This is a genomic window from Mesorhizobium sp. AR07, assembly GCF_024746815.1.
In the GTDB taxonomy this organism is placed as follows: Bacteria; Pseudomonadota; Alphaproteobacteria; order Rhizobiales; family Rhizobiaceae; genus Mesorhizobium.
Genome location: NZ_CP080525.1, coordinates 5,966,748 through 5,988,896, shown reverse-complemented (window position 1 = coordinate 5,988,896; position 22,149 = coordinate 5,966,748). Strand labels below are relative to the sequence as shown.

Annotated in this window: 22 protein-coding genes and 3 pseudogenes; 20 read left to right on the top strand and 5 right to left on the bottom strand. The window is 61.4% G+C overall.

The window, feature by feature from the left end; translation table 11 throughout:
- The first annotated feature begins 31 nt into the window (after positions 1 to 31).
- Positions 32 to 244, top strand: coding sequence for a DUF768 domain-containing protein (locus BPNPMPFG_RS29670; protein WP_258592114.1), 213 nt, complete (start codon positions 32 to 34; stop codon positions 242 to 244).
- Between the two features lie 109 nt (positions 245 to 353).
- Positions 354 to 755, top strand: a pseudogene (locus BPNPMPFG_RS29665) (efflux RND transporter permease subunit); the annotation flags it as partial.
- Between the two features lie 112 nt (positions 756 to 867).
- Here BPNPMPFG_RS29665 and BPNPMPFG_RS29660 read toward each other — a convergent pair.
- On the bottom strand, positions 868 to 1,074 hold the full coding sequence (locus BPNPMPFG_RS29660) for a heavy-metal-associated domain-containing protein (RefSeq protein WP_258592113.1): 207 nt from the start codon (positions 1,072 to 1,074) through the stop codon (positions 868 to 870).
- Positions 1,075 to 1,315: 241 nt separating this feature from the next.
- On the opposite strand from BPNPMPFG_RS29660, the pseudogene BPNPMPFG_RS29655 reads away from it, so the two are divergent.
- The 4 genes and pseudogenes from BPNPMPFG_RS29655 to cueR form a co-directional block, all read left to right on the top strand.
- A pseudogene (locus tag BPNPMPFG_RS29655) lies at positions 1,316 to 3,457 on the top strand (heavy metal translocating P-type ATPase); the annotation flags it as partial.
- Between the two features lie 23 nt (positions 3,458 to 3,480).
- Positions 3,481 to 4,059, top strand: a complete 579-nt coding sequence (locus BPNPMPFG_RS29645) for an FAD-binding oxidoreductase (protein WP_319946005.1) — start codon at positions 3,481 to 3,483, stop codon at positions 4,057 to 4,059.
- Between the two features lie 159 nt (positions 4,060 to 4,218).
- Complete coding sequence (locus tag BPNPMPFG_RS29640; RefSeq protein WP_258592112.1) at positions 4,219 to 5,646, top strand: multicopper oxidase family protein; 1,428 nt, start codon at positions 4,219 to 4,221, stop codon at positions 5,644 to 5,646.
- A gap of 107 nt (positions 5,647 to 5,753) precedes the next feature.
- Complete coding sequence (gene cueR / locus BPNPMPFG_RS29635; protein WP_258592111.1) at positions 5,754 to 6,152, top strand: Cu(I)-responsive transcriptional regulator; 399 nt, start codon at positions 5,754 to 5,756, stop codon at positions 6,150 to 6,152.
- Between the two features lie 118 nt (positions 6,153 to 6,270).
- Here cueR and BPNPMPFG_RS29630 read toward each other — a convergent pair whose 3' ends face one another.
- The gene (locus tag BPNPMPFG_RS29630) at positions 6,271 to 6,846 is read right to left on the bottom strand and encodes an IS630 family transposase (RefSeq protein WP_258592110.1); all 576 of its coding nucleotides are present in this window, start codon (positions 6,844 to 6,846) and stop codon (positions 6,271 to 6,273) included.
- Entirely contained in the window at positions 6,830 to 7,222 is a 393-nt protein-coding gene (locus BPNPMPFG_RS29625) for an IS630 transposase-related protein (RefSeq protein WP_258592109.1), read from the bottom strand. The genes BPNPMPFG_RS29630 and BPNPMPFG_RS29625 overlap by 17 nt, the downstream gene beginning before the upstream one ends.
- 210 nt (positions 7,223 to 7,432) lie before the next feature.
- Between BPNPMPFG_RS29625 and BPNPMPFG_RS29620 the strand changes: the two genes are divergently transcribed.
- From BPNPMPFG_RS29620 to BPNPMPFG_RS43250, 14 genes and pseudogenes are all read left to right on the top strand, one after another.
- Positions 7,433 to 8,641, top strand: coding sequence for an ROK family transcriptional regulator (locus tag BPNPMPFG_RS29620; RefSeq protein WP_258592108.1), 1,209 nt, complete (start codon positions 7,433 to 7,435; stop codon positions 8,639 to 8,641).
- 430 nt (positions 8,642 to 9,071) lie between these two features.
- Entirely contained in the window at positions 9,072 to 10,145 is a 1,074-nt protein-coding gene (locus BPNPMPFG_RS29615; RefSeq protein ID WP_258592107.1) for a Gfo/Idh/MocA family protein, read from the top strand.
- Positions 10,145 to 10,984, top strand: a complete 840-nt coding sequence (locus tag BPNPMPFG_RS29610; RefSeq protein ID WP_258592106.1) for a sugar phosphate isomerase/epimerase family protein — start codon at positions 10,145 to 10,147, stop codon at positions 10,982 to 10,984. Before BPNPMPFG_RS29615 ends, BPNPMPFG_RS29610 begins: the two co-directional genes overlap by 1 nt.
- Positions 10,981 to 11,784, top strand: coding sequence for an alpha/beta fold hydrolase (locus tag BPNPMPFG_RS29605; RefSeq protein ID WP_258592105.1), 804 nt, complete (start codon positions 10,981 to 10,983; stop codon positions 11,782 to 11,784). Before BPNPMPFG_RS29610 ends, BPNPMPFG_RS29605 begins: the two co-directional genes overlap by 4 nt.
- Entirely contained in the window at positions 11,785 to 12,492 is a 708-nt protein-coding gene (locus tag BPNPMPFG_RS29600; protein WP_258592104.1) for a ribulose-phosphate 3-epimerase, read from the top strand.
- Positions 12,470 to 13,462, top strand: a complete 993-nt coding sequence (locus BPNPMPFG_RS29595; protein ID WP_258592103.1) for an ROK family protein — start codon at positions 12,470 to 12,472, stop codon at positions 13,460 to 13,462. Before BPNPMPFG_RS29600 ends, BPNPMPFG_RS29595 begins: the two co-directional genes overlap by 23 nt.
- An 11-nt stretch (positions 13,463 to 13,473) precedes the next feature.
- The gene (locus BPNPMPFG_RS29590; protein WP_258592102.1) at positions 13,474 to 14,232 is read left to right on the top strand and encodes an SDR family NAD(P)-dependent oxidoreductase; all 759 of its coding nucleotides are present in this window, start codon (positions 13,474 to 13,476) and stop codon (positions 14,230 to 14,232) included.
- Positions 14,233 to 14,427: 195 nt separating this feature from the next.
- A complete protein-coding gene (locus BPNPMPFG_RS29585; protein WP_258592101.1) occupies positions 14,428 to 15,732 on the top strand; it encodes an ABC transporter substrate-binding protein in 1,305 nt (434 codons plus the stop codon).
- A gap of 81 nt (positions 15,733 to 15,813) precedes the next feature.
- Positions 15,814 to 16,686 (top strand): carbohydrate ABC transporter permease, encoded by an 873-nt coding sequence (locus BPNPMPFG_RS29580; protein WP_258592100.1) that lies wholly within the window; start codon positions 15,814 to 15,816, stop codon positions 16,684 to 16,686.
- Between the two features lie 2 nt (positions 16,687 to 16,688).
- On the top strand, positions 16,689 to 17,519 hold the full coding sequence (locus BPNPMPFG_RS29575; RefSeq protein WP_258592099.1) for a carbohydrate ABC transporter permease: 831 nt from the start codon (positions 16,689 to 16,691) through the stop codon (positions 17,517 to 17,519).
- Between the two features lie 17 nt (positions 17,520 to 17,536).
- On the top strand, positions 17,537 to 18,535 hold the full coding sequence (locus BPNPMPFG_RS29570; protein WP_258592098.1) for an ABC transporter ATP-binding protein: 999 nt from the start codon (positions 17,537 to 17,539) through the stop codon (positions 18,533 to 18,535).
- Positions 18,536 to 18,579: 44 nt separating this feature from the next.
- Positions 18,580 to 19,545, top strand: a complete 966-nt coding sequence (gene tal / locus BPNPMPFG_RS29565) for a transaldolase (protein ID WP_258592097.1) — start codon at positions 18,580 to 18,582, stop codon at positions 19,543 to 19,545.
- Positions 19,546 to 19,666: 121 nt separating this feature from the next.
- Positions 19,667 to 20,242 (top strand): glucose-6-phosphate isomerase family protein, encoded by a 576-nt coding sequence (locus BPNPMPFG_RS29560; RefSeq protein WP_258592096.1) that lies wholly within the window; start codon positions 19,667 to 19,669, stop codon positions 20,240 to 20,242.
- Between the two features lie 188 nt (positions 20,243 to 20,430).
- A pseudogene (locus BPNPMPFG_RS43250) lies at positions 20,431 to 20,559 on the top strand (hypothetical protein); the annotation flags it as partial.
- Between the two features lie 182 nt (positions 20,560 to 20,741).
- Here BPNPMPFG_RS43250 and BPNPMPFG_RS43245 read toward each other — a convergent pair.
- A complete protein-coding gene (locus tag BPNPMPFG_RS43245; protein WP_413776889.1) occupies positions 20,742 to 21,416 on the bottom strand; it encodes an alanine racemase in 675 nt (224 codons plus the stop codon).
- On the bottom strand, positions 21,413 to 22,141 hold the full coding sequence (locus BPNPMPFG_RS29550) for an ABC transporter permease (protein ID WP_258592095.1): 729 nt from the start codon (positions 22,139 to 22,141) through the stop codon (positions 21,413 to 21,415). Before BPNPMPFG_RS29550 ends, BPNPMPFG_RS43245 begins: the two co-directional genes overlap by 4 nt.
- Between the last annotated feature and the right edge of the window lie 8 nt (positions 22,142 to 22,149).

The following is a 22,149-nucleotide window of genomic DNA, read 5'->3' as shown; positions in this document are numbered from 1 at the left end:
ACGAAATTGCTCCGACGAGCATTAGTTCGTCATGAGCGCTCGCGGCATCGAGTTCCTGCAAAAATGGGTGGAGGAAAATGTTCCACCCTATTCGAAGGCCGATCCGGCCCTTGCGACGAAACTCGCCGAACAAGCGACGGCGGACGCCATCAAGGCGGGAATTCACCCTGAGGAGATTTCGGAAGAAGTCGGAAGCATGTTGACCACCATGCTTGAAGTGCTCGATCAACGCGACACCGAATGAGTGCACCCCAGTCCGCCGCTCGGCGGACTGGGGTGCACTCACGTCACGTTGACGTCGTCGTCGGGCTCCGGCGGCGTCTGGTTCTTGATATATGCCCCAGTTTCAAAACGGCGACAACAACATCTTCACCCAGATCGCGTTTGTCGTGCTGGTCGGTGTTGCGGCCAAGAATGCCATCTTGATCGTGGAGTTCGCCTATGAAGAGGAAAAGAAGGGGCGGGATCCAATTGCCGCGGTGCTCGAAGCCGCGCGCCTGCGCCTGAGGCCGATCCTGATGACGTCACTCGCATTCATTGCCGGTGTCGTGCCGCTGGTCATTGCGACGGGAGCCGGTGCTGAAATGCGCCATGCCATGGGCATCGCCGTGTTCGCCGGCATGCTTGGCGTGACATTCTTCGGGCTGATCCTGACGCCTGTCTTCTACGTCGTCATCCGACAGCTGGTGCTGCGGCGAGCAGCCCGTTCCCAGGTTAGCGCGATGGCGGCTGTCGAAGGCGATCCGCTGGGCTAACGAGCATGGGGCGGGCCGGCCAAGCCTGCCCGCCCCACACCGTCCCCGCGAAGCTCGAGGGATATGCTGGGCTGGGGACGGGGATGAAACTCCGCCCCCCGGAAAATAGTCGTTATTGGGCGGCGCTGATGGTTGCGGGATAGCCCGCCACTTCAAGTGCCTGGGTGAAAGCGGCGCCGTCGGAGTTGGCGTCGATGGTCACGGTCTGGGTCTTGAGATCGACATCGACCCCGGCGCCCGCATCGACACTCTGGATCGCCTTCGTGACGACTCCGGCGCAATGGCCGCAGGTCATGTCGGGTATGTTCAATTTTAACATTGGGTTTCCTGTCTCGTCATCGGCACAAGCGCCGTTTCTCGAAGTTGCGCGTTCCCGCCAGTGGAAGGTCAAGCGGCTTGTTGCCGTCGCAATTTTCGAACGTCTTGTTGGTCCGCGCGAGAAAAACACTTTCAAAGCAGCAACTTGGAGCGAGAGGAAAATCTCTTCCAACCCCTGTTGACCTTCCTGTGACTGGAAGCCTTAGCCTCCGTTCATCACATTCGAACACAGGACAGGAACGATGAATGCCATGCCTAAAATACCGTCCGCAGCAGCCAGGCAGAGCTTCCCGATCGAGGGCATGACCCGCGCATCCTGCGTGCGCCGTGTCGAGAAGGCGATCGCAGCCGTGCCGGGCGTTACGGCGGCTACGGTCAACCTCGCCACCGAGAGCGCCGACGTCAGCTTCGGCGGTGCCATCGATTCCGACGGGATCATCGCCGCGATCCGCGGTGCCGGCTACGACGTGCCGGTTACGAAGCTTGAAGTCGACATCGAGGGCATGACCTGCGCGTCCTGCGTGAACCGTGTCGAAAAGGCGATCGCCGCGGTTCCAGGCGTGAAGTCCGCCTCGGTCAATCTCGCCACCGAACGCGCGACTGTCGAGTTGCTCACCGGTTCCACGCCACGCGCGGCGATCGACGCCGCCATCCGCAAGGCCGGCTATGAGCCGCGTCGCGCGGCAACTTCGGCGGGAACCGACAGTCGCGAGGATGCCCGCAACCGTGAGTTCTCCAACCTCAAGCGCGATTTTGGCATCGCCGCGGTGCTGACGCTGCCGATATTCGTGCTCGAAATGGGCTCCCACGTCTTGCCGCCGCTGCACCATTGGCTGATGATGAATGTCGGCGATCAGCCGCGCTACATAGCCTTTTTCGTCCTGGCGAGCATCGTCCAGTTCGGCCCCGGCCTGCGCTTCTACAAGAAGGGCGTGCCGGCGCTGCTACGCCTTGCACCGGACATGAACTCGCTGGTCGTGCTCGGCTCGACGGCGGCCTGGGCTTACTCGGTGGTGGCCACGTTTGTGCCCAGCGTGCTGCCGGCCGGCACCGCCAACGTCTATTTCGAGGCCTCGGCGGTCATCATCACGCTGATCCTGCTTGGCCGCGTGCTTGAGGCCAAGGCCAAGGGCCGCACCAGCCAGGCGATCAAGCGGCTGATGGGCCTGCAGGCGAAGTCGGCGCGTGTCGAACGCAACGGCGAATTCGTCGACGTCGCGCTTGAGGATGTCACCGCTGGTGATGTCATCCAGGTGCGCCCGGGCGACAAGGTGCCGGTCGACGGCATCGTGCTTTCGGGCTCGTCCTTCATCGATGAATCCATGATCTCGGGCGAACCTATCCCAGTCAGCAAGGGCGAAGGCGCCGAGGTCGTTGGCGGCACCATCAACAAGACCGGCAGTTTCACCTATCGCGCAACGAAGGTCGGCGCCGATACGCTGCTGGCCCAGATCATCCGGATGGTCGAAACCGCGCAAGGCTCAAAGCTGCCGATCCAGGCGCTGGTCGACAAGGTCACCGCCTGGTTCGTGCCTGCCGTCATGGCAGCTGCCGCAATGACCTTTGCCGTCTGGCTGTTCTTCGGCCCGGAGCCAGCCGTCAGCTTCGCGCTGGTCAACGCGGTCGCCGTGCTGATCATCGCTTGCCCCTGCGCCATGGGCCTTGCCACGCCGACCTCGATCATGGTCGGAACCGGCCGTGCCGCCGAACTCGGCGTGCTGTTCCGCAACGGCGAGGCATTGCAGTCGCTCAAGGCAACGCAGATCGTGGCGCTGGACAAGACCGGCACGTTGACCGCCGGCAAGCCAGTCATGACCGACCTCGAAGTCGCCAGGGGTTTTGAGCGCGCCAAGGTTCTGTCGCTGGTCGCCGCCGTGGAGGCCCAGTCCGAGCACCCCGTGGCCTGGGCGATCGTTGCCGCGGCCAAGGAAGAGGGGCTGAAGACAGGTGAAGCCAGCGCATTCGAGGCTATCCCCGGCTTCGGTGTCAGCGCCGGCGTCGGGAAGCATCGTGTTGCTGTCGGCGCCGACCGCTACATGGCCAAGCTCGGCATCTCGGTTCAGCACTTCGCGGAAACCGCGATCCGCATGGGCTACAAGGCCAAGACCCCGCTTTATGCGGCCATCGACGGCAGACTGGCCGCAATCATCGCGGTGTCCGATCCGATCAAGCCGACGACGCCGCAGGCGATCCGTGCCCTGCACGATATGGGCCTGAAGGTGGCTATGATCACCGGCGACAATCGCCGCACGGCTGAAGCCATCGCCGCCCATGCCGACCAAAGTCGCTCCCTGGATCGAGATCTTCACCACCCCGACCTGCCCCGACTGCGTGGCGCTGAAACGCTGGCTGACGGTGCAGAAGCTGCCTTTCGACAGTCGTCGCGGTCGAGAGCAAAACCCATGACATCCTCGCCATCCGGCTAAGGCTGGATGACCGTTGCGCCTTCCGTTTCGCTGCCGGGCAATATCTTTCGCTCACCATGCCGGGAGCACCCGCCCGCCATTATTCGATGGCGAGCCGACCCGACGACGAGCTTGTCGAGCTACATGTCAGGCTTGTGCCGGTGGGCCGCACCAGCAGTTTGATCCATGCTTCGTTGAAAGCGCACGACAGGGTCGAGATCGAAGGCCCGTCTGGCTCAGCCTATCTGCGCGATGCCCATGGTGGCCCCATCGTCGCTGTCGCGGGCGGAAGCGGGTTGGCGCCGATCAAATCGATTGTCGAGACCGCGCTCGGTGCCGGCATGAGCCAGCCGATCCACCTCTACTTTGGCGCTCGCACGAAAGACGATCTCTATCTCATCGACTATTTTCGCTGGCTCGAACAGCATTTTTCGAACCTCGACTTCGTGCCGGTCCTCTCACAGGCTGTCGAAACAGGCTGGCGCACCGGTTTTGTTTCCGACGCGCTGGCTGAAGATCATCGGCAGCTCGCCGGCGCCAAGGCTATGTCGCCGGCCCGCCCGGCATGGTCGATGCCGTAGGCTCCGTGCTCGCAGCCCTTGGCGTCGCCTCATCCGACATCCACGCCGATATCTTCTTCACATCGGAAGAAGATTTCGAGGCCGTGGCGTAATCACCGAATGGAGACCCCAATTATGCTTCGTAGAGACTTCTTGAAACTTTCAGCAACAGGCGCCCTGATGACAACTGCACCATCCCTTTTCGCTTCACACGCCAAGGCCCAAGGCTCCGCTCCAACGATTATCACGGCGGGCAGGCGTGTCATCGAAGTCAACGGCAAGGCAGCCAATATCCTCGGTCTGACGCAACCAGCCGGAAGCCATGGCCTGGTGATGAATGCCGGCGAGACCTTCCGGGTCCGGCTCGAAAACCGTGTCGGCGAACCGACTGCCATTCACTGGCACGGGCTCACCCCGCCCTGGCAGCAGGACGGTGTCGCCGGCCTCTCACAGGAGCCGATCCCGGACGGCGGGGGTTACGACTACGACTTTCCGGTCGCTCGTCCCGGTACATTCTGGATGCACTCGCACATGGGATTGCAGGAGCAGCATCTGCTTGCCGCACCTCTGATCGTCCTCGATCCGGTGGAAGCTTCGAAGGATGTCCAGGAGGTCGTGGTGCTGTTCCATGATTTCACCTTCCGCGACCCGGCCGAAATCCTCGCGGAGCTCAAGGCCGGCGGTCACGACATGGCGGCGACGCGCAAGCCGCCGGCGGCATCCGCACATGAAGGGCACGATATGTCGGGCATGACGACAGGCGCCGCGATAGATCACGGCGACATGCAGATGGGTGGCATGTCCCATCTCCAGGGCGTGCAATACGATGCGCTTCTTGCCAACGATCGAACCCTCGATGATCCCGAGGTCTTTGCGGTCGAGCCGGGCGGGCGTGTGCGTCTTCGGCTGATCAACGGTGCCGCGAGCACCAATATGTGGATCGACCTTGGCAGACTGTCGGGTCAACTGATTGCGGTCGACGGCATGGCGGTGGAGCCGATCGGCGGCTCGCGCTTCGAGTTCGCGGTCGCTCAGCGGCTTGACATTCTGCTCGAACTGCCCAGGGAAGCCACCGCATGGCCAGTCCTAGCCGTGCAGGAAGGCGGCCGTATGCGGACCGGCGTGGTGCTCGCCGCCAAGGGTTCTTCGGTCGGCAAGCTCGCCGAGACCGCTGACGCGGACTTTCCGGCTGTCGGCGCCGAACTGGAGCAAAAATTGCGGGCGGCGAAGCCGCTCGTGGAAAGGGTAGCGCGCAAGCACACCATGATGCTGGGTGAAGGCTCCGGCTATGTCTGGACCCTGGATGGGGTGGTGCACGGCTCGGACAAGCCACTTGCCGTGAGAGCCGGTGACCGCTTCGAGCTAACCTTCATGAACCACACCACCATGTCGCATCCCATGCACCTGCATGGGCACCACTTCCAGGTGGTCGCGGTGAACGGAAGGCGGTTCGCGGGTGCCGTGCGCGACACGGTTCTCGTTCCGGCCTACATGGGACAGGTCACGATCGCCTTCGATGCCGACAATCCCGGCAAATGGGCGCTGCACTGCCACCATCTCTATCACATGGTCGGCGGCATGATGACGTCGATGGCCTACGAGGCCTGACCGAGCGCCAGGGGGAACCATTTTTACGGTTCCACCGGCGAACAAAGGCTTGAGCTTCCAGTGACTGGAAGCATTACATGATGTTCGACTCACCCTAGGAGAACCCTATGAACATTGGCGCTGCATCAGAAAAATCGGGCCTGCCGGCCAAGACCATTCGTTATTACGAGGATATCGGCCTGCTGACGGCTGACCGCGCCAGCAACGGCTATCGCGACTATTCGATAGCCGACGTGCATCGCATGCGCTTCATCCAACGCTCGCGCCACCTCGGCTTTTCGGTCGAGGAATGCCGACAACTGCTTTCACTCTATAACGACAAGGAGCGCGAGAGCGCCGATGTGAAGGCGCTGGCCAAGACAAAGCTGGCCGAGATCGACCGCAAGCTGGTGGAGCTCACGGAGTTGCGCGACACGCTTCGCATCCTTGTCCGCAGTTGCCAAGGCGATAGCCGTCCCGATTGCCCGATTATCGAGGGACTATCGAGCTCTCAACGCAAACAGTGATCGACACCCCAGATCGACGACGCCGATTCATACAGGCGAGCAGATTTAATGATGCGCTGCGACAGACACGTGCCGACGGAATTACGAGAGCGGCCACTACACCTAAAGCGTGTCGCGATTAATTGGCCTCATATCCGGCAGCCTTGAAGAAGTTTCTGCATTCGGCTGGCTCGAACAGGTGGCAGATATCGCCGAGAGCGTCGCAGAGGGCATCGAAAGTTCTGGCCGCCTTCTTTCGCAGCCGCGCCTTGAGTTTTGAGTAGGCCATCTCGATCGGATTGAGATCGGGTGAGTATGGCGGCAGGAACAGGAGCCATGCGCCCCTTTGGCGAACCAGTTGGGCAGCGCGCTCGTTCTTGTGGAAGCCGACATTATCGAGAATGACGACATCGCCGGGCGACAGTTCGGGAGCGAGCTGCGTTTCGACGTAGCGTTCGAAGATGGCGGCATTCATCGGCGCGTTGACGATCCACGGCGCGACAAGACCGTGACATCGCAGCCCGGCGATGAAGGTCTGCGTCTGCCATTTGCCGAATGGCGCATGCGTCCTGAAGCGCTCGCCCTTCGGCGCCCAGCCGGTGCGTTTGGTCAGTTTGGTATTGGTCGACGTCTCATCGATGAAGATCAGCCGCGCCAAAGCCTTGTTGAAGAAGCGCTTTCGCCGCCCGATCCACAGTTCACGCGCCTGGCGCACGTCGGCCCGCTGCTGCTCGCTGGCCAGTAGAGTTTTTTTTATGACTGAGCCCAAGGCGATTGAGCAGGCGACCGACATTGGAGCGGTGCACGCTCACCCCGCGCACCTCCAGCTCGACGCAAAGCTCATCTAGCGTCAGTTCGCCGGTCTCGGCCAACCGCGAGCGGACAAACTCGGCATGCGGCTCAAGCTTGCCGCCGCCCACATGGCCCTGCCGACGCGCTTCAAGCGAACCGGTCTGCCGCCGCAGGTTGATCAGATTGTTCACAAAGCGAGGCGAAACGCGGAAATGGCGCGCAGCCTCGCGGTGACCATGTCCCTCATCGACATACGCAACAACACGCCGACGCAACTCAAGCGGTAGCGGCTTGCCCATCGCGGTCTCCTTTCAGCCGCAATGAATCACGAACTCAAATCTATGGGAATCCTGAATCCCTTAAATCGCGACACGCTTTAATCGATGCAGATTGAGGGGCTTGCCGAATCTGGCGGCATTTCGCATTGATTTGTTTCGAAACGAAAATAATGCGATAGCGTGAAGCTCCGCGCCTGCGGCGCGCAGCAGAGAATCGCGGCAGATACCGACATGGTCGATCAGACCCTCGCCAAATATCTAAACGAACTTCGCATCTTGACGATGCTGCGCACACAAGGCCCAGCCAGCCGTGCGGATATCGCGCGTGGCCTCGGCGTAACCCCCGCCACGATAACACGGCTAGTCAACGGGCTGATGGCCAGAGATCTGGTCAATGAAGCAAGAAAACTCACCAAGGCGAAGTCAGCATCACGGGAACCAGGTCGTCCGGCCGGCCAGGTCTCGTTGAACCGTGAGGGCGCATTTTTTCTTGGCGTCGAAATCGGTGTCGGGATGGTTCGCTTCGCTATGATCGACCTCTTGTCGCGGGTGGTTGAGTCGAGCGAGGTCGTCGTTGCCAGGGACATATCGCCCGCCGAGGCGGTCACTGTGATATCCGACTACCTCGAGACTTGCAAAAATCAGGTACGTTACAAGGAAAAGATTCAGAGCGTGGGCGTAACTGTCCCCGGGATAGTGACCAGCAATGGGTTTGTTATAAACCTGCCAATTCTAGGGTGGAAATCGGTTGATTTTCTCGGAGAACTATCTCGCTCGGTAACACTTCCATGCATCGTCGAGAACGATGCAAACGCCGCGGCGTTCGGGGCTGTGTATACGCAACCCAACCTGCCCAGCATCTGCACCATCTTTCTCAAGCTTGGAGCAGGTTGCGGTGGCGCGGCAATCGTGAATGGGCGGCTGCTCAGGGGTGCGAACGGTGCTGCAGGGGAGTTCGGCCACATTCGTCTTGCCGACAACGGATCGCAATGCAGTTGCGGCCAGAAGGGCTGCCTGGAGAGTTGGGTCAATTTTGGTGCGTTGGCCAGGAGCTACCGGGGCACCGACGACCTCAGCGAGGCCGAGTTTGCCAATCTGTCCGCCGAAGTCGCGGCCGCCGCGGCACATGGCGAAGCGAAAGCGGCGGCGACGGTAAACGATTTCGTTCATTGGTTAGGCCTGGGCATCGTTTCACTGGTCAATCTGTTCAATCCGTCCACGATGATCCTTGGCGGCGAGATGGGGCCATTGCTCGAGTTCAGCCTTCAGAACATTCGAGACGCGGTGCAGAAGGGGATTGTCTCCGGACTTCCGGTTCCGGATGTGCGACTTTCGGAACTCGGCAAGTTCGAATGCGCCATAGGAGCCGCGACGATCGCCCACCATCATGCCTTCGATATTTCGAGGGTCGAGATCTCTGAAAATGAGTTGCAAGCCTAGCTACGAGCGCGGCCGAACGCCGCCGTCGCGGCCCTTGGCGCCGCCCAACCCCTGACGCATCGGACAATTTGTGCGCTGGCGCCCATGCACGCCCAGTCGTGAGAAAAATGGTTGCCCTTAATTAGTTTCTTTTGTAAAGGAATTATACAAGAGACTGATGCCGGGGAGGAACCAATGGCAGTCGACGCAAGACAGTTGCTCGCTTTCAACGTCCATCGCGGGCGTTCTCCTGGAGGCACAGGTTCTCCCTGATGAGGTGAGGCCGCAAACCAAGCTGGATGTTGGCCGCTCTCCAGAATGGCCCAGCAGACTTGTGGCGTGCTGAAATCTCTTCCTCGCCCCTGGTCCAACAGCCGCAGCAGTCCATCGCTGGCCCAAAATGGATGCCCGAAACAGGCTACGACCACACGCTTCGATAGAAAGAGATGAAATGGACGATGAAAAGCGGATGCTCAGGGTCGGCATTCTCGGGTGCGGGCCGATCTCCCAGGCGGCACATTTTGAGAGCGCGACGAAGGCGAAAAATGCTGAGCTCCACGCCATTTGCGACGTAGCTGACGACCTGCGCGAACGCATGGCGGCGACACACGCCCCCAGGAAAGCGTTTCGCGATTACTCCGAGATGCTGGCGGATCCGGACCTCGACGCTGTGGTCATCGCCACCTCCGACGCATTTCACGTTCCCGCGGCGATGGAGGCGCTCTCGGCAGGAAAGCATGTGCTGAGCGAAAAACCGATCGGCATCTCCATCGAAGAGGTCGAAGACCTGAAGAAGGCCGTCGAAAGGAGCGGAAAGCAACTCCAGGTCGGCCACATGAAGCGCTTCGACGCCGGCCTTCAGAGCGCCAAGGCATTCATCGACGGCGAGATGGGCGAGATGCTCGCTCTGAAGGCCTGGTACTGCGATTCAACGCATCGCTACCAGCTTACTGACGCCGTGCAGCCACTCATGGTTAAGAGCGCGAACGCCAAGAAGCCCCCGGTCAATCCGAAGGCTGACTTGGAGCGCTACTATATGCTTGCGCATGGCAGCCACCTCATTGACACAGCGCGCTATTTCGGCGGAGCGATCACCGAGGTCGACGCAAGGCTTCGCCAGCGATTCGGCGCGTATTGCTGGTTCGTCGATGTCGCGTTCGCCAATGGCGTCATCGGCCATCTCGACCTGACGGTTTCCGTGCGCATGGACTGGCACGAAGGTTTCCAGATCTACGGCGAGAACGGCAGCATCCTCGGCAAAACCTACAATCCCTGGCTCTTCAAGACGAGCGACGTCGACATCTTCAGCGAAAAGACCGGCGCCACGACGCGCATCCTTGGCGCGGACGGGCACTTTTATCGCCGCCAGCTCGAGGCGTTTGCGGACACCGTCCTGAACGGCGCGCCCATGACCGGTGCGTCCATCGACGACGGCATCGCCTCGGTCAGGGGCATGGTCGCGATCGCGCAATCGGTCCGATCCGGAAAGCCGGTCAGGCTTGCCGATGTATCGGGGGCGCTGTGATGCGCATCGGCATCTTCGCCAAGACCTTTCCCGGCTCATCGCCCCGGACTGTGCTGAGTGCCGCGGCGGCGGCAGGATATCAGTCGGTTCAGTACAACATGGCGTGCTCGGGCCTGAATTCCCTGCCTGAAGACATCAGCGATAATATTGCCGACGCGGTTCTCGGCGCCTCCCGGGAGACCGGAGTCGGGATCGCCGCGATCTCGGCAACCTACAACATGATCCATCCCTCCCTTCAGATCCGCGAGGCTGGCCGCCGCGGCTTTGAAGCGATTGCTTCGCAGGCCGCGCGCATGGGCTGCCGCCTGTTGACGGTGTGCACCGGGAGCTGTGACCCCGACGACCAGTGGCGTTATCACCCCGACAACGAATCCATGCTTGCCTGGTCGGAGATGGTGAAGGAGTTTCGCCATCTGATCGACATCGCCGAACGCTTCGATGTTCGCATCGGCGTCGAGCCGGAACTGGCCAACGTCATCAACTCCGCCCAAAAGGCCCGCCACCTTCTCGATACGATTGGAAGCGACCGGGTCAGGATTGTCTTCGATCCGGCCAACCTCTTCGAACGAGAGGCCGCGGATGACCGGCGGCGGATCATCGAGACCGCGATTTCCCTGCTGGGCGACCGGATCGAAATCGCGCATGCCAAGGACCGAAATCCCGATGGCAGCTTCGCCACCGCGGGCAAGGGCGTGATCGATTTTGCGCACTACCTGTCCTGTCTCCAGCAAGCGGCTTTTGCCGGCGATGTCATCACGCACGGACTTGTCGCCGCGGAGGCGGCGGAGGTTGCCCGGCTTCTGCGACTGGCGTTGTGCGCGCGAGAAGAACCGACATGAAACGGTCGGCCCACCAGAGCGGCGGCCTCCGCCTGTCCGTGGCCGAGACGGGTACGGGAGCGCCGTTCATTTTCCAGCATGGCCTTTGTGGAGACGCGTCGCAGCCGGCTCAGGTCTTTCCCCTTGATACGGCCTTTCGGTGCGTCACCGTCGAGTGTCGCGGCCATGGCTTGTCCGAGACAGGCTCGAAAAACGCTCTGTCCATCGAGACATTCGCAGACGACATCACAGGCTACATCGAGAGGTCGAATATGGTCCGCCCGGTGCTTGGCGGCATCTCGATGGGAGCCGCGATATCGATCCGCATCGCGGTCCGCTCGCCCGGGCTGATCAAGGCCCTGGTGATCGCTCGCCCGGCCTGGCTTGCCGATCCCGCGCCAGACAACATGCGGCCGAATGCGCTTGCCGGGGACCTGCTCGGGCGCATGCAGCCGACGGAAGCACGCCTGGCGTTCGAGGACTCGGAGATCGCGGCATGCCTGGAGGTCCACGGCCCCGACAATTTGAACAGCATACGCGGCTTCTTCTCTCGTCAGCCGATCGACGTGACGGCAGCGCTGCTGTCTGGAATCTCGGCCGACGGGCCTGGGGTCAGCGAGGACGAAATCCAAAGGATTTCGGTACCGACGCTGGTGATCGGTCACGAGCGCGATGCCGTTCACCCGATCTCCCATGCGCGCACTCTGGCCGCATGGATCCCGGACGCGCGTTTTGTCGAAATCACCCCGAAGGCGGAAAGCCCGGCGGCCTATCGTGCCGATTTCCAGGCTGCGCTCGCCACGTTTCTCAATGAGGTCTGAATGAGCCCCCTTGCCAACTGGATCGACGCCCTCCCGACACATCGTCTCCTGGCGGAGATGTCCTTGTGGTCAGCCGATCTTGGGCGCATCGAAGAGGAGATGCGGCGCGTCGACCCGTTCACCGACATCTATCATCTCGATGTCGCGGACGGGCATTTCTCGCCCGCCCTGTTGCTGTTCCCGGATCTCGTAGCCCTCTGCCGGCGGCATACGGCAAAGCCGTTGCACGTGCATCTGATGGTAGCGGACGGCATCCTTGAGGATCAGATCCGTCAGTTCACTGATGCCGGTGCCGACCTGATCAGCATCCACGCCGAAAACCGGAACATCGAATCCGGACTCAGACTGATTTCGGACCTTGGCCTGGCTGCAGGGCTTGTCCTGCAACTGCAGACCCCTGTTGCGTCAGCCGAACCGTTTCTGGACCGCATCAGCATGCTCACGCTGCTCGGAACGCGCATCGGCATCAAGGGCCAGGGCCTCGATGCGCAGGCCGAGTCCCGTTTGCACGAGGCGGCGTCACTGATCGCTCGAAAAAGAAGCGCAAACAGAGTTGTTCTCGGAGCCGATGGCGGCATTCGCCAGCACACGGTACCCGCTCTGCGCCGCGCCGGCGCCGAGACGATCGTCATGGGTTCGCTTGCCTTCAATGCGGAAAACCTCGAGCAGCAGATGGCCTGGGTCCATGCTCAAACAGTTGAAGGCTAACCCGATGGCCGGGCACGAAGGCCGCTCTCTTGGATTCGACCTTGGCGGCACGCAGGTCCGTGCCGCCCTGGTGGAGAAAGGGACAATACTGGCGCGAGCCTCCGCAAGGACAGACGTAGGCGGCGGTCCGCAAGGCGTCATGGCGCAGTTCCGCCAGCTTGCCTCGGAGGTTTGCAAGCAGACCGGCTTTGATGCGGTGCGCGCCGTCGGCATGAGTGCCCCAGGTCCCCTCGATACCGAGGCCGGCGTCGTGGAGCACATTCCGACGCTCCCCGGCTGGGACGGGTTCCCGCTTCGCGACCGCCTGGCCGATGCATTCGACCGGCCGGCCGTGCTCGAGAATGACGGCATTGCGGCAGCCTTCGGCGAATGGAAATACGGTGCGGGTCGGGGCCTCGAACACCTCGTCTACGTCACCGTAAGCACGGGTATCGGCGGGGGCGTGGTCGTCGACGGCCGATTGCTGCATGGCAGGAAGGGCATGGGCGGCCATGTCGGGCACTTCCGGATTGCACCCGATGGTCCAGTCTGCTCGTGCGGTGCTGTCGGTTGCTTCGAGGCGCTGGCCGCCGGCACGGCCCTTGGGGAACGGGCAGCCAATGCAGCGACGCGCAATCCAGCCGGCTATCTCGGAATCCAGGCAAGCGCGGGTCCGATCGAGACGCGCCATGCCGTCGAAGGGGCACGCGGTGGTGACCCTGAATGCCTGGCGCTCATGGCGGAAGAGGCCGACCTCCTCGGTGTTGGCTTCACAGGGCTGCTGCATCTCTACAGCCCGCAACGGATCATCATGGGCGGCGGCGTGTCCAGGGCTTTTGACCTGCTCGATGCCGGCATTCATCGCCGCATCCGGCAGGACGCGATGGCTCCCTTCAAGGACGTGCCCGTGGTGCCCGCTCAACTTGGCGACAATTGCGGGCTGTTGGGCGTTGCGTCGCTCGCCCTGTCTATGGTCGGCACCGATTCCTGATGGAGAAGACTATGGGATATCTGGGGAAGCTGAGACTGGATGGCCGACGTGCCGCGGTGACCGGGGGAGCCGGGGGCATCGGCGCCGCCTGCGTCGATGCCCTGCTTGAAGCTGGCGCGCATGTGGTCGTTCTCGATCACAGTCTTGCCGCCATCGAGAAAGCGAAAGAACGCCTCCTGGGACAGGACGTCTCGTTCGAGCAGCTGGACGTCACCGACACCGTTGCCGTCAAAGCGATGGCCGGCAGGCTTCGGCCGATCGACGTGCTCGTCAACAACGCTGGCATAGGCCGACAGACGCCTGGCGAAGACATCAGCGAAACCGAGTGGCATGAGGTGATGGACGTCAACCTCAATGCCGTCTTCTGGTGCTCCCAGGCATTCGGCCGCGGGATGATCGAGCGTCGCCGGGGATCGATCGTCAACATCGGTTCGATGTCCGGAGAGATCGTTACGCGGCCGCAGAAGAACGTCCACTACAACGCTTCAAAGGCGGCAGTTCATCACATCACCAGGTCGCTGGCCGCTGAATGGGCGGGGCGCGGCGTGCGTGTGAATGCCGTCGCGCCCGGCTTCATCGAGACCCCGATGAACAGCTTTGCTCTCAGGAGCGACATCGAGACCACCAACATCTGGCTCAGCAACACGCCCATGGGCCGGGTCGGCCAGACCGATGAAATCGCTTCGATCGTGCTGTTCCTGGCATCGGATGCCGCAAGCCTGATGACGGGTTCGATCGTACTGGCCGATGGCGGCTACACCGTGTGGTAGCGGGGCACGCGGCAGGCAAGAGGATATCGCGGTGAGGTTGAGAAATGAAACTGGCCAAACCTGCAACGTCGATGGAGACAACGGCCTCGGCTAGACGCTGAGCAACCCAACGCGTCCGATTTTGTGAATTCGCCGGCGGCATCTCCGGTGAAAAGGCCTTCGTGCGTCGCGAAGAAACCAAGATGGAGGAGTGAAATGAAAAACCTGATCAGAACGTCAATCATCGCAGCCGCGGGCTTGCTGTCGACGGCAGCATTCGCGGAGACCCTGACGATCGCCACCGTGAACAACGGCGACATGATCCGCATGCAAAAGCTGACGGATGACTTTACCAAGGCCAACCCCGATATTCAGCTGCAGTGGGTTACACTCGAGGAGAATGTCCTTCGGCAGAAGGTGACCGTCGATATCGCCACCAAGGCGGGGCAGTTCGACATCCTGACGATCGGCACCTATGAGGTGCCTCTGTGGGCCAAGCAGGGATGGTTGCTTCCGCTCCAGAATCTCGGTCCGGACTACGATGTCGAAGATCTCATCCCGGCCATTCGCAACGCGACGTCCGAGGACGGCAAGCTCTATGCCGCCCCGTTCTACGCGGAATCGTCCCTGCTTATGTACCGGAAGGATCTGTTTGCGAAGGCCGGGTTGACCATGCCTGAGAAGCCCGATTGGGACTTCATCGGCGACGCCGCCCGAAAGCTCACCGACCGCGCAAACGATGTCAACGGCATTTGCCTGCGCGGCAAGGCGGGTTGGGGCGAGAACATGGCGTCGCTGACGTCCCTCGCCAACTCCTTCGGAGCAAAATGGTTCGACAAGAACTGGAAGCCGCAGTTCGACCAGCAGTCATGGAAGGACACGCTTGGTTTCTACGTCAAGCTGATGAAGGATGCCGGACCAGCCGGTGCGTCATCCAACGGCTTCAACGAAAACCTTGCGCTCTTCCAGCAAGGCAAGTGCGCAATGTGGATCGACGCGTCCGTCGCGGCGTCCTTCGTGTCGGACCCAAAACAGTCGACGGTTGCCGACAAGGCCGCGTTTGCCGTGTCGCCGGATGAGAAGGGCAGCGGCAATCGCGGCAACTGGCTCTGGGCATGGACGCTGGCCATCCCGGCCGGTTCGCACAAGGCCGAGTCCGCCGAGAAGTTCATCGCCTGGGCAACCAGCAAGCACTATATCGAACTCGTCGCCGAGAAAGAGGGATGGGCGAATGTGCCCCCCGGCACCCGCAAGTCGCTCTATGAAAACCAGAAATATCTGGATGCCGCTCCCTTCGCCAAGATGACGCTCGACGCCATGCTGGCCGCCGGCGAGGGCAAGCAGAAGACGCAGTACCCGTTCTGGCAGTACGTGATCCTGCCCGAATATCAGGCTGTCGGGAATGCCGTCGGTCAGGTCTTCTCGTCGGCACTCACCGGCGACACGACCGTCGATGCGGCGCTGCAGCAAGCCCAGAACCTGACCGAGCGCGCGATGGCCAAGGCCGGCTATCCGAAATAGGCGCGGCTCACCGGAGCAAGGCCGCCGATAGCCTCGCGGCATCGGCGGCCACCCACTGTGTCAAATCCACGGGGTGCGACAATGGCAAATCTGCATACACGCAGCGCTGCACGGGTCATGATGGCGCCGTCGGTTGTACTGCTCTTGATCTGGATGATCGTCCCGCTTGTCATGACGATCTACTTCTCTTTCCTGGATTACAATCTGCTCAGTCCCGGCATGGAGCGCTATGTCGGGTTCCTGAACTACAGCTACTTCGTCACGGATCCGGCGTTCTTCTCGGCACTGGTCAACACACTGCTGCTCGTGCTTGGCGTGCTGCTGATCTCGGTCATTGGCGGAATCGGATTCGCTCTGCTCCTCAACGAAGAGGTCTACGGCCAGGGAGTGGCGCGCATACTTGTGATCGCCCCCTTTTTCGTGATGCCGACGGTCGCCGCCCTGGTGTGGAAAAACATGTTCATGAACCCGACAAACGGGCTGTTCGCCGCGCTCGCTCGCTCAGTGGGCTTGCAGCCGTTTGACTGGCTTGCGAAGGCCCCGCTCCTGTCGATCATCCTGATCATCGCCTGGCAATGGTTGCCGTTTGCCACGCTTATTCTGCTGACCGCGTTACAGTCGCTCGACGAGGAACAGAAGGAGGCCGCCGAAATGGACGGGGCCGGGCCTGTTTCGCGTTTCATTTACATCATCCTGCCCCATCTGGGACGCGCCATCACCGTTGTGATCCTGATCGAGACCATATTCCTGCTCTCGGCCTTCGCGGAAATCCTGGTCACCACCAACGGTGGGCCTGGCACAGAAAGCACCAACCTCACATACCTCGTCTTTTCGCAGGCCCTTCTGCAGTTCGACGTCGGCGGAGCTTCGGCGGGCGGATTGGTTGCGGTCGTGCTCGCCAACATCGTCGCGATCGGCCTGCTGCGCGTCGTCGGCAAGAATCTGGAGGCTTGACCATGGCCAGGCGAACCACGCACAGCCGCAAGCTCGTCATGACGTCCATTGTCTGGACGCTCGCGGTGATCGTCTTCTTTCCAGTCCTGTGGACATTCCTGACGAGCTTCAAGACGGAACAGACCGCGGTCGCCTTTCCGCCGCAGTTCCTGTTCTTCGAATGGACGACAGAGAACTATGTCGAGGTCCAGGCCCGTTCGGACTATTTCCACCATTTCGCCAATTCGGTGATCATCTCCCTCGGTTCGACGCTTCTTGGACTGATCATCGCGATTCCGACGGCGTGGGCCATGGCTTTCGCCCCCACGAAGCGGACCAAGGATGTGCTGATGTGGATGCTGTCGACAAAGATGATGCCGCCGGTCGGCGCGCTGATTCCGGTTTATCTCCTGTTTCGCGACAGCGGGTTTCTCGACAGCCGGATCGGCCTGGTCGCGATCCTGACCCTGATAAACCTGCCGATAATCGTTTGGATGCTCTACACCTACTTCAAGGAAATCCCCGGAGAAATCCTGGAAGCGGCCCGCATGGACGGAGCGTCGCTTGCCAAGGAACTTGTCCATGTGCTGACCCCGATGGCGTTGCCGGGCATCGCGTCGACACTGCTCCTGAACATCATCCTGGCCTGGAACGAAGCCTTTTGGACGCTCAACCTGGCAACGTCCAAAGCGGCGCCGCTGACGACTTTCATTGCATCGTATTCCAGCCCCGAAGGTCTGTTTTACGCCAAGCTTTCGGCGGCATCGACCATGGCGATCGCACCGATCCTGATCCTGGGTTGGTTCAGTCAGAAGCAACTCGTGCGCGGCCTGACCTTCGGCGCGGTGAAGTAGGACAAGGGGAGAGAACCATGGGCAGCATAACCTTGCAGAAGGTCTCCAAATCATTTGGCGATGCCAATGTCATCACGTCGATCGATCTCGACATCGAGGATGGCGAGTTCGTTGTCTTCGTGGGACCTTCCGGCTGCGGCAAGTCCACGCTTCTGCGCCTGATTGCGGGTCTGGAGGACGTGTCCGGCGGCGCGATCATCATCGACGGCAAGGACGCAACCGGCAAGGCTCCATCGGCTCGCGGTCTCGCGATGGTGTTTCAGTCATACGCGCTCTATCCGCATATGAGCGTGCGTAACAACATCGCCTTTCCGCTCAAGATGGCAGGCGTCGGCAAGCAGGAAATCGACCGGAAGGTCGAAGACGCGGCGCGGATCCTCAACCTGGGCAACTATCTGGATCGCAAGCCGGGCCAGCTTTCGGGCGGACAGCGTCAGCGCGTGGCGATCGGCCGCGCAATCGTGCGCCAGCCATCGGCTTTCCTCTTCGACGAACCCCTGTCCAACCTCGATGCGGCGCTGCGCGCCAACATGCGCCTCGAGATCAGCGAGTTGCACCAGCAGCTCAAGACGACCATGATCTATGTTACGCACGATCAGGTCGAAGCCATGACCATGGCCGACAAGATCGTCGTGCTTAACCAAGGCAGGATCGAGCACGTGGGCTCGCCGCTTGAACTCTACCGCAATCCGCGCAACATTTTCGTTGGCGGCTTCATTGGGTCACCGAAGATGAACATCATCAAGGGAGCGCCAGCTGCCCGGTACGGTGCGAATACGATCGGCGTACGCCCCGAGCATCTTGGGCTGTCGATGCAAAACGGTGATTGGAAGGGCAATGTGATCGTCGGGGAACATCTGGGCGCCGACACATTCCTGCAGGTCAATGTCGGGGGCGTGGGCACATTGACGGCGCGCGCCGGCGGAGAGTTCCCGGCCCGACCGGGAGACACCGTCTTCCTGTCGCCAGACAAGTCAAACATCCACAAATTCGACGAGAACGGCTTGGCTACCTGAACAGGCTACCCGTATGAGGCCCCAGGAAAAAAGGATTCGTAACGATGACATCCAAACTTGATCAACTGCGCAGGATCACCACGGTCGTGGCCGATACCGGTGATATCGAAGCCGTCGCCCGCCTGAAACCGGTCGATTGCACCACCAATCCGACGATCGTGCTCAAAGCGCTGGCGACGCCGATGTTCGCCGACGATGTGAGAGAAGCCGTCGCCTGGGGCAAGAGGCAGGCGGGCGACAATCAGGCCGTGGCCGCCGCCGTGGCCGATCGCCTGGCCATTTCGGTGGGTGCTGCCCTGGTCAAGCTCGTTCCCGGTCGGGTCTCCACGGAGGTGGACGCCGATCTCTCCTTCGACACGCAGGCCTCGATCGCCAAGGCGCACGGCATCATCGCCGCCTACAAGCAACGTGGTATCGAACACGACCGTATCCTCATCAAGCTTGCTTCCACCTGGGAGGGCATTCGAGCCGCCGAAGTGCTGCAGAAGGAAGGCATCGACTGCAATCTGACGCTGCTGTTCTCGAAGGCCCAGGCCGTTGCCTGCGCCGACGCCGGCGCCTTTCTGATCTCGCCTTTCGTCGGCCGCATCCTCGACTGGTACAAGAAGGCGATGGGCAAGGAGTTCGCTGCCGAGGAGGATCCAGGTGTCCTCTCGGTCCGCGATATCTACAACTACTACAAGGTCAACGGCATCAAGACGGTCGTGATGGGCGCCTCTTTCCGCAATGTCGGAGAGATCGAAGCGCTTGCCGGATGCGACAGGCTGACGATCGCGCCGCCGCTGCTCGACGAGCTTTCGAAGGATCAAGGCACGCTCGTACCGAAGCTTTCGCCGGATACGAGGAAACCCGATCCGAAGATCGCCATGGACGAGAAAACGTTCCGATGGATGATGAACGAGGACGCGATGGCGACCGAAAAGCTCGCCGAAGGCATCCGGGCGTTCGCCAAGGACCTGCAGGCCCTGCGCGGCATGGTTCAAAAGCAGCTCGAACTCGCAGCCGCCTAGGGACACGTTTTTCCGGGCCAAGCGCCCGGGATTCCGCCTGGGCGCACAGGCGGGGGGAGACAGATCACCTGCCTCCCCTCGCCTTCTGCCTTGAGCGCGTCAACATGATTGGATTGTAGGCATGCTGCTTCCCGAGGGCGTTCTGATAAACGGGACAACGGGCGGAGTGACCCCTGAAACAGGGCGTTACACCAAGCGGCTTTCTGAGCTTGCTGGTATCTTTCAGGACAAGCAGGCGCTCCTCGAACAGGTTCGGCTGAACGCCAACCCTCTTGTCTACGAGGTTTCCGAATACAGAAAGGACGGCGCCGATCTTTTTTTCGGCACCACCACCATGTACCCGGGCGACGTCGCTGGCGAATTTTTCATGACCAGGGGGCACTTCCACGCACGCAGGGATCTGGGTGAGGTCTATTACACCCAAAGCGGCAGAGGCGTGCTGCTGCTGGAGAGCCGCGACGACAGGTCGGAGATCGTCGAGATGCTGCCCGGCGTGTGTGCGTTCATCCCGCCGGACTGGGCGCACAGATCGATAAATGTCGGCCCCGACAAGCTCGTCTTTGTGTGGGTCTGCAACCCGCTGGCCGGGCATGACTATGGGGAAATCCTGCAGCGGGGGATGCGCAAACTCATCCTCAAGAAAGGGGGGCAATTCAGGATCGTCGACAACCCCGCCTTTCCATCGGGCCCTCGATAAAAGCCTGTCGCCGGAGGCTAAGGTCTGTCACCCTAGCGGACCAACTTGTTGCGGCACTCCCTTCCTTCATTTCGCACCTGCCGGACGCGGCATTGACGTCGCAGGCCGCCGATGGCGTGGGCGGCCCCTCTGGCAACGTCCGCATCAAGTGTCTAGATTGCACCAAGGACCGGAGGTAGCGGGTTACAGTGGCAGACAACGCAAACGGGAACGGCAAGAGCACTGTCGAGCGGCCGGCTCGTTTGATCGACGTGGCGCGGCGGGCCAAGGTGTCTCGCGCCACCGCGGCGCGCGCGCTGGGCGGTTACGGTCTCGTCGGTGATCAAACCCGAGAACGCATAATGACGGCGGCTCGGGAGCTGAACTACAGCGCCAATGTCGTTGCGCGCGCCATGCGGGCGGGCACCACGCAAACCATCGGCGTCGTCGTGGCCGACATCAGCAATTCGTTTTTCAGCTATGCGACGCGGGCCATCATCGACACAGCGGCACTATCGGGTTACCAGACCCTGGTCCTCAACACCGACGACGATCTCACCAAGGAGATCGAAGCCGTGCGCGTGCTGGTCGAGAAGCATCCGGGCCGACCGATGGACGCCAGAAGATCTTTCAGGCGGCTCCACTGCTCGTTGGCGGTCGGTCCGGTGCCCGCAAGTTCGCTCAAATGCGCGTATATGCCCTTGATGTCGATATTGGGTGTAGCGGCGGCCCTACGGAGCAATCCTTCAACCTCGGCCGGAAGCGCGCCGGCGCGCCAGAAGCCGAGATCGACCTTGACGAATGCGGATAACCTTTCCGAGGTCACCGCCCAGGTATCGAGCTCGGATACGCTCGAAAGGGTGATTGTAAGATCCTGCTCCGAGACGGCGCTGGCCCATTGGGGATTTATGCCCGGGTAGAGGAGAATTGGGGTCCGGGGAGCCCGTGTGCGGATACGACAGGCGTCTCGCGCGGAGGCAACGGCGAATCCGTCCACCCCCTCGGCTGCAAGCACAGCCGCGACCTCGTCCGCGCCACACCCGTAGGCATCCTTTTTGAGGCAAGCAAAGATCTTGACCGCAGGCCCCACGGCCGACCTGACGGCGCGATAGTTGTGGACGATCGCCGAAAGGCTGATCTCCCGCCAACAGGACGATGCCGCTGCGGACGCTAACGAAGACCGCGCATCCGTCATGGCAAAACCCGCCGCAACGAGAGCATCGCCGCGTTGCGCGCAACTTTCGGCTCAGCGCCGGCGAGATGCCCCTCCAGATACCGGAGGGCCGCGGTTACCAGGTATGTGAGAGCGAGATAGATAACGCCTGCGGCAAGGAATATTTCGTATGGCGCGAAAGTTTCGGAAACGAGCCGGCGCGCTACACCGGTGATTTCGAGAAGGGTCACAGTGCTGGCCAGGGAACTGGCTTTCAGCAACCCGATGACCTCATTGGTGTGGGACGGCAACGCAGCGCGGAACGCGATTGGAAATACGATGAGCCGGGCTCGCTGCAAACGCGACATCCCGATGGCTTCCGCGGCTTCGACCAGCCCGCGCGGCACCGCCTGGATTGCGCCCCGGAAGAGTTCCGTGGTGTAGGCTGCGCTGTTCAGCGAGAACGCGAGCAGCGCGCACCAGAAGGGGTCGCGCAACAACACCCAGAGAGGGCTGTGGCGGATCACGTCGATCTGGCCGAGGCCGTAATAGATGAGAAATAGCTGCACCAGCAACGGCGTGCCGCGAAACACGTAGGTGCAGGTCAGTATGGCCCACGAGAGATATCGGCTGTCCGATGCCCGCATGAAGGCCAAGGGCACGGAGATGACGAACCCGATCATCAGCGATGGAACCGTCAGCGCTATCGTCAGGAACGCTGCGTTGGCCAGTGTCGCGATACTCTGGAGGAAGATGTCGAGCTGCATCTGGGTTA